This window comes from Aeromonas enteropelogenes (assembly GCF_020097295.1).
GTDB lineage: Bacteria > Pseudomonadota > Gammaproteobacteria > Enterobacterales > Aeromonadaceae > Aeromonas > Aeromonas enteropelogenes.
Window position 1 is genome coordinate 4,014,597 of sequence record NZ_CP083625.1, and the last position, 11,938, is coordinate 4,026,534.

The window sequence follows — 11,938 nt, forward strand, 5'->3', positions numbered from 1 at the left end:
AGAGTGAGGCCCTCTTTTATGTGCCGGATAACACTTGCTGCCAATGTGTGGATCCCGCCACCAGACCACATGTTCATTCTCTGTGGTCTCGCTACAATAGCGGACAACTTTGAAGCTCATCTTTTCTGGCGTAGGGATACATGAAAAAGAGAAAATCAATCAACTGGGAGCGTTGGCACTGGTTAAGGCAGCACCTCAAGCAGGTACGCAAGTCACCGGAACCAGAAGAGCCCCAGGCCAAGATGGCCCACTTCCTGACCACTCTCTTTGCAGCCATCCCGATTATCACCGCCAGTATCTATTTGAGCGGTATGGCTCACTTTTACGGCAGATGTCTGGTCCATGGCCTCGATATCGCAGAGTTTCCCCAACCGGCCGATATCACGCTCGCCACGGGCTATTTCCTCTGGCTGCAGATGGGCAAGCTATATGGCCCTTACCTGCTCTATGCCGTTGCCGGTATTGTGCTGCTCACTTTCGTGTTGTTTCTCTCGGTCAGGCTTCGTCTGCGCTGGGCATGGTTTTGCCATCGCATCGGCTTGCGACAATATCCAAGAACAAGGCGTTTCTTTCGCCGCAGGGCACGAGTCCCGGCCCCCAGGCTCTTTTTGTTAATCTCCTGGGTTGAGGTTATCTACAACCGCTTTGCCATTTTGGTTGTGCCGGCGCTCATTATTCTGTTGCCCACACTCTCCAATTTCATGGAAGGGCTCGATGCCGAAAAAGCGCGAGTCACAAAGCTGGAAAACGACCAGTTGAGCGCACAGTTGGATCGGGCCCTGTCGCCTCTGCTGGGCGAAACCGCGCACATCAGGGTCATGTGCAATACCAGCCACTGCGCCTATCGCCTCAAAGGCGGAGAAATGAAACTGGTGCGCCATGATCAGGTTGAGCTGGTGCGATGGATGGCACCTGTGGACGACGCAAACAAGCCAGCAAAGGAAGACAATATCGATAAATGAACAGAGGCTGCTATCTTGCCTGCCGCAGCGGGATACCTTCTGGCATCCGGTTTATTGCATTTTCTATTGCTCGAGACTGGTGTTATCCCGCTCACTTTCCACCGTCATCTGGGAGCCATTTCACGATAAACAAAAGGCCGCTATTGCTGCGGCCTTTATAAAGCATTGCTTGCTGTGTTCAATCACTGGTGCCTGAGGCTTGCCTCAGCAAGATACCAGGCCAACAAGATAGTCATTCCCTGTCCCTCAGCCACCCCTTATGATCTGCTAGCCTGGGACATATCCTGCCTGTCAGCACCAATCCTCGGATCACCCCAAACCCGCGGTGAGATGGATCCCGTAGAACACCCCGCGCCCCACCAGCTCGGACACCAGGATGAAGCCAAACGACACAGCCATCAGCGCCGCAGTGGGTGTTCGCTTGGTAAACAGCGGCCACAACCACAGCAAGACTCCCGCAGCCAGCAACACGAGACGAACCGACTGGGTAACAGCCAGATCAGGTACCCTGGCCAGTGCGCTCGTCACGCTGTTTTCAATCCCGCCGAGATGGAGCGACAACAGCATCACCGCGATGGCCACCCCCAGCGCCACCAGCAGCCCCCAAACGGGAAGAGCCGTGTCAGCCACAGCGACGTCATGACGCGCCGCCAGCAACAGCAAATGCGCCAGGGCGCCTCCCCCTACCCCCATGGTCAGCAGAAAAGAAGCCGGCGTTAAACCTGTGTACCAGGTCGGCACAGTATCAATCATGTAAACCATGATCATGGCGTACATGAAGAAGAGACCCGCCAGGATGGCCCCCAGCATCAGACCTCTGCGCCCCCCTTCGCTCCCTTTGTCCAATACCGAAAGCAACCAATACAAGCCGCCGAAAGCGAAAAAGGCCATGCCGCCGGCGATCTCGTTAGACAGCCAGGAGTGGCCCACCATGTTCAGTGCATTCATCGCACGAAGCGGACTCCCCAGGTGCATCACGGATGCAACGAGGCCCAGCCCCATCAGCACCCACAGTCCCAACATGGCTCGATGCAACCGTGGTTCCGTTTCCGCTGAGATGCGCCGGGCAAGCAGCAGTGCGCTTAATATCAGAAACGCCCCCACCGCAGTCTGGGCCATCACTGTGAACAGGATTAGCGGCCATTCATGCCAAGCCATATTACACCTCCTTCGGGTTCGCCAAGTATCCAGTCGTATCCCCACAAGGTCGGGAATGGCGGTTTGGTTTGATAATAATGTTGGGTTTGGTCAAGGACGACGGCGGCAATGGTGCCACTTCGGCCAGAGAGCCGTACTTGGCACGCAACTCTTCGATGGGACCGAATGCCAGCGCCCGCAACGGGCAAGACGCCACACACACCGGCGGTTTGCCATCGGCAACCCGTTCGTAGCAGCCATCGCACTTGGTCATATGACCCTTCTGCGCATTGTATTGCGGCGCATCATAAGGGCAGGCCATGGCGCAATATCTGCAACCGATGCAGGTATCCGTATCCACCACCACGAAGCCGTCTTCCCGCTTGTGCATCGCGCCGCTCGGGCACACCTTGGTACATGCTGGTTCAGCACAGTGATTGCACGCTATCGACACGTAATAGGCATAAACGTCTTGACGCCATGCATCGCCGTCTTTCACCCAGCCACCTCCTGCGTATTCATAGACACGGCGGTAGTTGGTGCCAACGTTCAGATCCTTGACGTCCTTGCAAGAGAGCTGGCACGTCTTGCATCCGGTGCACTTGCTTGAATCGATGTAAAAACCGAACTGTTTCATGGTTAGCCCTTATGCCTTCTTCACCAGTTGTACATCCACCAGGTTGGTATGCTGGGGATTGCCCTTAGCGAGCGGGCTCGGTCGCTGAGTCGTCAGCACATTGATGCAGCCTCCCTTGTCGACCTTGCTTCCGTCCGGGGCATACCAGCCTCCCTCCCCCAGTGCCACCACACCGGGCAGGATGCGTGGTGTGACCTTGGCCGGAATGTGGACCTCACCGCGATCGTTGAAGATGCGGATCAGATCGCCTTGCTGGATACCTCGCTCGTCGGCATCAAGGGGATTGATCCACAGCTCCTGACGTGCCGCATCTTTGAGAATGTCCACGTTGCCGTAGGTCGAGTGAGTACGAGCCTTGTAGTGGAAGCCGGTCAACTGCAGCGGATAAATGGCCCGCTTCTTGTCGTCCCACCCCTCGAAGGTCGATACATAGACAGGCAACGGATGGATCACCTCGTCTTCTTTGAGCTCCCAGGTTGCGGCGATCTGGGCCAGTCGCTCAGAGTAGATCTCGATTTTTCCCGATGGTGTACCGAGCGGATTCCCCTGCGGATCCTCGCGAAATGCCTTGTAAGCGACGTAGTGACCGTCCGGATCCCGTCGCTTGTAGATGCCTTGCTCCCGCATAGTCTCAAAATCCGGCAGCCCTGGGTCTTGCTTCCGGGTCAGGGTGTAGAGATGGCGCAGCCAACCCTCCTGATCACGGCCTTCCGTGAAAGCCTCACCGACCCCCATGCGCTCGGCGATCTCGGAGCAAATCTCGTAAATCCCTTTTGACTCGAACTGGGGTGCGATGGCCTGATCGGCAAAAATGAAGTACCCCATGTTCCCCGCAAAGGCATCCATACAGAAATCGGCCTGTTCGGAGGTAGTCAGATCCGGTAGCACTATGTCGGCGTACTTGGCAGACGACGTCATGTGGTTATCAATCACCACTATCATCTCGCATGCCTTCTCATCCTGCAGGATGTCGTGGGTCCGGTTGATGTCGGCATGCTGGTTGATGAGACAGTTCCCCGCATAATTCCAGATGAACTTGATGGGGGCCTTCAACTTGTCCACGCCCCGGATCCCGTCCCGGGTTGCGGTCATCTCGGTGCCGCGCACGATGGCATCCGTCCATAGGAACATGGGGATGGAGGCTTTAACGGGGTTGGTCAGGGTAGGAAACCGGACAAAGGGGATGCTGTAATCCGATTCACGGGCCCCGGTGCCTCCCCCGTTGATACCGACATTGCCGGTCAGCAGGGCAAGCATGGCGATGGAACGCGATGCGATTTCCCCTGCGGCGGTGCGCTGCAAACCCCAACCTTGCAGGATGGCGCAGGGCTTGGCTGTTGCTATCTCACGGGCCGTCTGGATAATGGTTTCAACCGGAATGCCGGTGATCCTGGTCGCCCATTCCGGCGTCTTGGCGATACCATCCGGCCCCAGCCCCAGAATGTAAGACTTGTAGTCGCTCCTGGCCGGGGCGGAAGCCGGCAGGGTTTTCTCGTCGTAACCGACGCAATACTTGTCCAGAAAAGGTTGATCGACCAGATCCTCGGTGATCATCACATAGGCCATGGCCGCCACAAACGCCGTGTCGGTTCCGGGGCGGATGGGGATCCACAGCTCTTCGCGCCCTCCTGCCGTATCGGTATAGCGGGGGTCCACGACTATCATGCGGGCGTTGGAACGCGCCTTCGCCTCTGCCAGATAATAAGTCAGACCGCCCCCCGACATGCGGGTCTCTGCCGGGTTGTTGCCAAACTGGACAATCAGCTTGCTGTTCTCCAGATCGGAAAATGAGTTGCCATCGGCCCAACCACCGCCATAGGTATAATCCAGGCCAACCGTGATCTGGGCTGTCGAGTAGTCTCCGTAATGATTGAGGTAGCCGCCGGTCAGGTTCATCAGGCGGGCAATCAGGGTGCTGCCTGGAGGCCAGGACTTGGTCACGGTCCCCCCCAGGGTTCCCGTGCCGTAATTCAGGTAGATGGCTTCGTTACCGTACTCCTTGATGATGCGCTTCATACTGGCAGCGATCTCATCGTACGCCTCGTCCCAGCTGATCCGCTTGAACTTGCCCTCACCTCGCTTGCCAATACGCTTCATCGGGTACTTCAGCCGGTCCGGATTGTAGATCCGGCGGCGCATCGAACGGCCACGCAGACAGGCGCGCACCTGATGATTGCCGTACAGGTCGTTGCCAGTGTTGTCGGTTTCGACCCAGGTGATCTCGCCATCTACCACATGCATGCGCAGCGGACAGCGACTGCCGCAGTTCACCGTACAGGCGCTCCAAACTATCTTCTCGTCTTTCGCTGCTGAAGCAGAAGCCGCCATGCTCTTGAAAGGCAGTGCCACGGCTCCCGCCGTGGCAGCCAGGCCGACTGCTGCGACACCGGAGGACTTGATAAAATCCCGCCTGGTCAACCCGCCGGTCAATAATGATTCCAGTGCATCTTTCATATGACAACGTCTCGATAAGTGGTTATCACAGACTAAATAGCCCACATCATATGGACTACTATCCTTTCGGAATCAGGCAAACGTTGTCGTAAATCAAAAAAATTGAAAACGGCTATTGCCGATATTGGAAAATGAGATCAATGGCGACAATCTAAATTTTACAAACTGATTGTGATTATTATCTTTAATATGGTTAGCATATCTAACAACTCCTGATTAGCTTGCTAATCAAGACATGTATTACAATGACAACAAACATCACAAACCATTCATTTTATTTATTATTTCAACATTCTCGTTCCGGGGTGCCAATCTTTGACAAAAACAAACCTCCTATGGTTTATTGGGATAAACAGAGTTACTGGCAAAATATAAGTTGGCTGTACAACTATGTTAACTAACGATGCTATATATTCGCGCCTGTTGGGTGCGCTGCTCTATCATCCCCCGTCATCGCAGACTGTCGTCACCATACTTGACGGCTTTGCCGAGCAGGAGGATGAACTGCTGCAACGGTTGTCCCGACTCGCCGGGGCAACAATGCCGGATGAGCTGGCAGCCGATTTTTTCAACCTGTTGCAAGGCAGTGGCACCATGCCTTCTCCCCCCTGGGGATCCGTCTATCTCGACCCTGAAAACGTGCTGTTTGGCTGTTCAACACTGGAATACCGGACCTTCTTGAGCCATTTGGGAATAACGTGCGATACCGGTATGCGTGAACCGGAAGATCATATCGGTCTGATGCTGATGATGTTTTCGGTGCTGCTGGATAGAGGCGATATTGCCAATGCCAATACTCTGCTGGCGGCACATCTGATGCCCTTTGCCCCCACAATGCTGGGCAAGATGAAGGAAAATGCCAATACCGATTTCTATCAAGCTGTTGCGGCTTTCACATTGAGTTGGTTAAACCTGTACTGCGCAGAACACGCTATCAATATTGTGCCAAGACCTTGTTGTTGAAAACCAGGATAACTGCCATGTACTTCCCTGATGATATCAATGACGTGCCCGCCAATCCTGGCCGCCGGGAATTGTTTGAGCGCGTCGCTCGCAGTGCCAGGGCAACCATGGCGCAAGAATCTCAACGTCCGATAAATACAGGGCGCCCATTGGGGGCCGTCGAAGAGGCCCTGTTTCAACGACTATGCAATCATTGTGGCGACTGTATCTCGGCCTGTCCTCAATATGTATTAAATATGACGTCAGACGGGCCCAGGATGGATTTATCTCTTAATCACTGTACTCTGTGCCATCAATGTTTGAATGCCTGCCAGACGATGGCCCTGAATAACCTTGGTCAGAACGATACAGGGTGGCGACCCCAGATTGCAGACAATTGCAATGCCCGCACACTGGGCAACTGTGATGAATGCGCAGCAATATGCCCGCTGGGTGCCATCAGCGTTCCAGCGAACTCGCTCCCAATTATCTCGAATGAGTGCAATGGTTGTGGTGCGTGCAGAGCTGGCTGCTATATAGGTTCCCTGACAATGATCCCTGGTTAAGGCATTGTTCACTATATTGCGCGAATAGCGTGTTCAAGATAACAATTTCCCACCACACAAAACTGCCATGCCTTCGCTATTCCAACTTTCTGTTTCAACAACTATCAGGCTGTAAATGCATTATCCACCGCCAATGATTGCATGGATTGTGGCCAAAGAAATAAATTGAAAAATCATTGTCTTTATTTTCAAGCTGCCGCTGTTACTGATGTTTATATAACAACACCATCAATGCCCAGAGTCATACCGCAGACTCTGCCCGCCAGCACTTTTTCACGCGCCGAAGATCGCCTTCCCGTCGAACCCAGCCATCCCTCTCCATTCGATTAAGCAGTGGTATCACCTGCTTTCTTGCCAGACCCGTTCGCTGTCTGACATCAGCAATGGAGAGCAATTCGCCGGGATGACTTGCACGGAAAATATCTTCCAGCAACGTCTGATAGCACTCGCGTGCAATAAACAGTTTGTCGCCCATGGGAACTATGTATTTTTTTTCTGTCAGCGCTTTGAGCTGTTGCGTCAGATGCGGGCGTTCATGCTGAACGGCAGAAAAACAGAGCTTGCCTGCCGTATTGATTTCATCCAGCAACGTCTGCTGCTCGTGATTGAGTCGGCCAAAACTGGCCCCCACCAGGCTGACACCTTCTGCCGTCGTTTGCCATTCCCTCTCCTTGCACTGTTCGCCGACCAGCTCGCCAACCAGCTCCACCGGCATATTTCCCCTTGTCGCCAGTTCTTCCACCGTTAACGCCGATGTCGCCTGCTGAAGGATGTGATTCAGGCTCGATAAGCCGTGCTGCCAGTAGTGCTCCGTCAGCCACCAGCCAGCAAGGACATGGCATTCCGGTGGCGTTATCATCTCATCACTGGCGCGAACATAACCATCCACCGCCAGCTGTACGCGGCATCGCAACTGAGGTAAATCCACCTCCTGCGCCGCAAGCAACGTCTCGATAAGCCGTGGCCGCTGTTCCCGTTTCAACGGTCCTCTCCAGACCACACGGCCGGCCCCAGCCATACGGTGACCACCAGGCATCATCAGCAGGACATTTTGTCCCCAAAAAACCGGCAGCGATTTTAACAACTGCAGCCGGGCCAGGTGGCCCTCACCCAATAAATAACAGCGCGCCTGTGTATGAGAGGTCCCCACCGCAACTTCCAGCTGGCACTGCTTCTTCGGCATACAAAAGCCAGGTTGTAGCTGAACAAGCCACTCCCGACTGGCGGTAATGTCAGCATCCGGCTTGGCCAGACAATCACCGCGTACCACGGCTTCTTTTTTCAGCTGGCGAAAACTCATTGCCACCCTGCTACAGGGCTGCGCCCGTTCACGCGCAAGATGGTAACTCTGTATCAATTTCACCTTCACCAGTTGGTTGCCAGGAAAAAGACGCAGTACATCTCCCACATCAATCGTGTCACCACGCAGCGTCCCGGTAACTGTCGTACCCACACCGTTGACGGAAAAAACTCGATCAATGTAAAGATGCGGCCCTTCCGTTAACGGCCTCGGCACACTCAAGCCTCGAACCCGCGCCAGCAACCCCTGACGCAGCGCGTCAACGCCCTCACCGGTCTTTGCACTTACTCGCCAGATGTCAGGCAACATGTCGCATTCGGCAAGAAAATGTTCGAGGATTTCTTCCTCGACCTGCCCCATGCGAGTGTCGTCAACCAGATCACACTTGGTAACGGCAACGACAATTTGCCGAAGGCCCAACGCGCCAATGACCCGTAAATGTTCCTGGCTTAACGGCGACCATCCTTCGTCCGCCGCGACGACAAACAGCACCATATCCAACCCCCATAAGGCGTTGAGCATATTTCGCAAGAATCGCTCATGCCCCGGAACATCGATGATGCCAATCTCATCGTCGTCAGAACTGCGCAGGCAGGCAAAACCCAAATCAATGGTCATACCGCGCATGAGTTCCTGTGGAAGGTGTGAGGGGTGAACGCCAGTGAGCACCTGGATCAGGGCTGATTTACCATGATCGACATGTCCGGCTGTACCAATGACCGCATACATTAGGCTCTCTCCCTTTTGGTGCCTGCTGGAAGGGATACGGGATAAATATGGCGGAAGTGACAGGAGTCGAACCTGCCCCAGCCGATAGACTGACGACGGTTTTGAAGACCGCGGGGACCACCGGGCCCCATCAACTTCCTAAAAAAACAGTGTTGCTCCCTGTTCAATGACGTTTGTCGCAGACCTCCATTGCCTGGCGCATGAAACTCAAATCGATGAGCTGGAAATCACGTAATATTGCATCCGTCCAGGCCACGAGGGGCCGACCAGTACCGGAAAAATGACGATAGCGAGCCAGTGCGTTTTCGATCATCTCCAGCGACGTGATATCCAGACTCGCATTTACGTCCTCCAGCAGCAGCGACCGGTACGGCGTTTGCCCTGGCTGCACGCTGCCGCTTTCCGGGTGCATCAACAAACGCTTCCCCTGATGAACGGCATCGCGCGCAGCCAGTAGAACCTGCAGATAATTGACCTGCTGACAAACCGGATAGTCGGCATAACGCGCCGCCACCATAGGGTTATTGGTCACAATAAACAGCGTCGTCACCATGCCATCCCCCGTCGTTTAACGCCCCGACCAAAGGCCAGTGCACCGGGTTTTAAAATACCGTCTGTCCTGTTACCGGCATTTGCAGCGCCTGCAGCGCCTTTTCCACCAGTTGACGACGAAGCTGCTTCTCTTCCTCAGGCTCCAACTGCGGGTTACCCAGAGGGTGCGGAATAGCGACAGCAGGCACAATACGGTTGGCCCCTACGGTCAGTGAGATAGGTACGACGGTTGCGATATGTACCACTGGCATCAGTTTTTCGATCTCTTTCACCATCGTTGCACCGCAACGAGTACAGGTGCCTCAGGTTGACGTCAGGATAGCCGCGCTCACCCCGGCCTTTTGCAGTTTCAGCGCAATATCCGCGCCGTATTTACGAGCGTTTGCTACCGACGTTCCGTTCCCAACCGTCGCGTAATAGTGGGGATAGAGTTTTCCTATGACCCCTTCACGCTCCAGATCACGTAGTACATCAACCGGTAACACGCGATTAGGGTCGTCATTACAGGCCACCGGATCATAACCGCCATGCGCCGTCTGATAATTGTCTGCGTCCAGCGCTTCAATCCCATCCAGCGAATACTCGCCGTAACGGGATGCGCTGGATGACTCGATATGATCGGGATTGCCTTTCGGCACGACGCCACCGGAAGTCACCAGCGCTATCGTAGCCTGCGCCATGCCCACAACGGGCGGCTGCGGATCCACCCGGTCAAATACCGGCATCGGGTACTCGGTACGGAAAGTCTCGCCTTTGAGCTTGCTCACCAGCATATCGGCGGCGCGCTCGGCACCGTTCTGCGTCTCAAAGTGGTTGATCCGCACGCCCCGAGGTAAGTAACCAGCCTCTTCAGGAAGGCCGGGGTTACCCTGAGTGGCGATAAAGCGCTTGATCAGCGCCACCATCGCCGGAAGCGCGCTACGCATGCTGGCGGCAGAGTTGCCGGTTTCAACGGCATACATCCACGGACGGTACAGCTCATAGCCGGGGTTTTCCGGGTAAATGCCGCTTATCACCGGGATACCCTGTTCAGCGGCCACCTGCGCTACCTGACCGCAGGCCATCCCGTAACGTCCGGCGTTAAACGCCGGCCCGGCCACAACCATATCCGGACGAACCTCTGCCAGCACGTCGCGAACATACTGTTTGCACGCTTCGTTATTTTCGTTGAAATAGCTGTCGCCGCAGATGATGGTGGTGACGATACTGCCGTCGCCACCAAGCATCTTCTCCAGCTGTAACCCAACACCGACAGGACCAGAGTGCATTTCAGGCATGTAGCCCGCAGCCTCTTCCCCGCCCTTCTGACCAAAAAACTGGTTGAGATAATGCAGGATCCGTAAACTCATTTGCGTTCACTCCTTATCCACTGTGCGCCGACAGGGTATGGATACCCAGTTCGCTGGTTGCCCCCATCATGGCCTGTAGCTCTACGGTAATGCTGCCATCGTCCTGCAGGCTGCTATCGAAACCACCCGCAATCACGTCGGCATACAGCGAATGACCAATCACCCGGTCCATCGGCGGCAGCTTAATCAACGCGTTGGCATTCCCGGCGCTGATCACCGCATCTGCCGACGCATCCGCATCCGCCAGCGACTGGCTCTCGCCACCACGTCCGGCATACTCGTCAGTCAGCAGCACGGTCCGGATGCCGAGAGCCTCCAGTTTGTGGCAGTTCATCATCAGATCCGCATCCGGATTGCCGAACCCTTCTTCCGTGATAATCGCGCCGTCCAGACCAAGTAACTCAGCCATCTTGGCGACCATATTGGATGAACGAACCTTGTCACCCAGCGTGACGTTCTCGTTGGTGAGAATGACGCCGATAAAGTTGAGGTCCTGCCCGTGGCGGCGGTATAACGCCCGAATGACAGGGTTATTCTGATGACTCCAGGTGGTATTTTTATCGCAGGCGGACACGCAGTTGCCGCTGACAATTGCGCCGTCCATCGCCTCGGTGGGGTACATCAGTGTCGGCACGATCTTTTTCGCATCCACGCCGTAGTACCAGGTGTCGTGCAGCAACCCTTGGCTCTGGAGCATATAGACATAGCCCACGGATGGTAGATCCGGGTATTGCGCCTGCTGTTCAGCCAGCGGCAGCGTTTCAAAACACTCAACATCGTCAGCCGGTGTGGATTTTACCTGCTCGGCAATCCAGCGGGCGGTCATCAGGCCAACCCGGCGCAAGATCTCTTCGTGCTGATACTGGTTGCAATGCTCATCCACTTCGATTCGCAGCACCAGGTTGCATAACGAAGAATACGGGCTGTAGGCTGCGCCCGGGCCGCTCATATCGATGATGCCCTCCTGAAAACCCACGATTTTACCCGTCGTGACGACGGCAACCCCTTTCAGCGCCAGCGTTTTACCGCTGCCGACAATATTCTCTTCACCCTGGTTGAGACCGGGGAAACAGCATCCCCCATCCAGTTTGGTACGAGGTTCAATCAAGTCTTTTACCGGCATGATTCTTACTGAATCGCCGGGATTAACTATTGTCGCTTCCAGTTCGACGATCTGCGGGTGGAGCGTACGGATATACTGCTCAAGTTCTCTTTTACTGAGCTGCAGATGACCGTCCTGCAGTGATGTTGTGTCAGCAAACGTGAACTGTTGGATATGAATTGTGCCAAGTTCCAGTTTCATCGCTGGC

The 11,938-nt window shown here is 55.0% G+C and carries 10 protein-coding genes and 1 tRNA gene; 3 read left to right on the forward strand and 8 right to left on the reverse strand.

From position 1 onward, the window contains the following. Positions 1 to 140 precede the first annotated feature (140 nt). Entirely contained in the window at positions 141 to 962 is an 822-nt protein-coding gene (locus LA321_RS18465; RefSeq protein ID WP_042069756.1) for a hypothetical protein, read from the forward strand. 309 nt (positions 963 to 1,271) lie between these two features. On the opposite strand, the gene LA321_RS18470 is transcribed toward LA321_RS18465, so the two are convergent. The 3 genes from LA321_RS18470 to LA321_RS18480 are packed head-to-tail and all read right to left on the reverse strand — an operon-like array spanning position 1,272 to position 5,190. Continuing rightward, positions 1,272 to 2,120, reverse strand: coding sequence for a DmsC/YnfH family molybdoenzyme membrane anchor subunit (locus LA321_RS18470; RefSeq protein WP_042069759.1), 849 nt, complete (start codon positions 2,118 to 2,120; stop codon positions 1,272 to 1,274). Between the two features lies 1 nt (position 2,121). After that, positions 2,122 to 2,736 (reverse strand): DMSO/selenate family reductase complex B subunit, encoded by a 615-nt coding sequence (locus tag LA321_RS18475; RefSeq protein ID WP_042069761.1) that lies wholly within the window; start codon positions 2,734 to 2,736, stop codon positions 2,122 to 2,124. A 9-nt stretch (positions 2,737 to 2,745) separates the two neighbouring features. Continuing rightward, positions 2,746 to 5,190, reverse strand: coding sequence for a DmsA/YnfE/YnfF family dimethyl sulfoxide reductase (locus LA321_RS18480; protein ID WP_042069763.1), 2,445 nt, complete (start codon positions 5,188 to 5,190; stop codon positions 2,746 to 2,748). Positions 5,191 to 5,580: 390 nt separating this feature from the next. Between LA321_RS18480 and LA321_RS18485 the strand changes: the two genes are divergently transcribed. Together LA321_RS18485 and LA321_RS20295 are read left to right on the forward strand one after the other, a co-directional pair. Continuing rightward, entirely contained in the window at positions 5,581 to 6,153 is a 573-nt protein-coding gene (locus LA321_RS18485) for a TorD/DmsD family molecular chaperone (protein WP_042069764.1), read from the forward strand. Between the two features lie 107 nt (positions 6,154 to 6,260). Further along, the gene (locus tag LA321_RS20295; RefSeq protein WP_224212278.1) at positions 6,261 to 6,698 is read left to right on the forward strand and encodes a 4Fe-4S dicluster domain-containing protein; all 438 of its coding nucleotides are present in this window, start codon (positions 6,261 to 6,263) and stop codon (positions 6,696 to 6,698) included. 241 nt (positions 6,699 to 6,939) lie between these two features. Here the strand turns inward: LA321_RS20295 and selB are convergent, their stop codons facing one another. From selB to LA321_RS18515, 5 genes are all read right to left on the reverse strand, one after another. Next, positions 6,940 to 8,727 (reverse strand): selenocysteine-specific translation elongation factor, encoded by a 1,788-nt coding sequence (gene selB, locus LA321_RS18495; protein WP_042069766.1) that lies wholly within the window; start codon positions 8,725 to 8,727, stop codon positions 6,940 to 6,942. A 48-nt stretch (positions 8,728 to 8,775) separates the two neighbouring features. Continuing rightward, a tRNA-Sec gene (locus tag LA321_RS18500) sits at positions 8,776 to 8,866 on the reverse strand. Between the two features lie 24 nt (positions 8,867 to 8,890). Continuing rightward, a complete protein-coding gene (locus tag LA321_RS18505; protein WP_042069768.1) occupies positions 8,891 to 9,280 on the reverse strand; it encodes a GrdX family protein in 390 nt (129 codons plus the stop codon). 49 nt (positions 9,281 to 9,329) lie between these two features. Continuing rightward, the gene (locus tag LA321_RS18510) at positions 9,330 to 10,628 is read right to left on the reverse strand and encodes a glycine/betaine/sarcosine/D-proline family reductase selenoprotein B (RefSeq protein ID WP_082043356.1); all 1,299 of its coding nucleotides are present in this window, start codon (positions 10,626 to 10,628) and stop codon (positions 9,330 to 9,332) included. A gap of 13 nt (positions 10,629 to 10,641) precedes the next feature. Further along, entirely contained in the window at positions 10,642 to 11,931 is a 1,290-nt protein-coding gene (locus LA321_RS18515; protein WP_042069772.1) for a glycine/sarcosine/betaine reductase component B subunit, read from the reverse strand. Between the last annotated feature and the right edge of the window lie 7 nt (positions 11,932 to 11,938).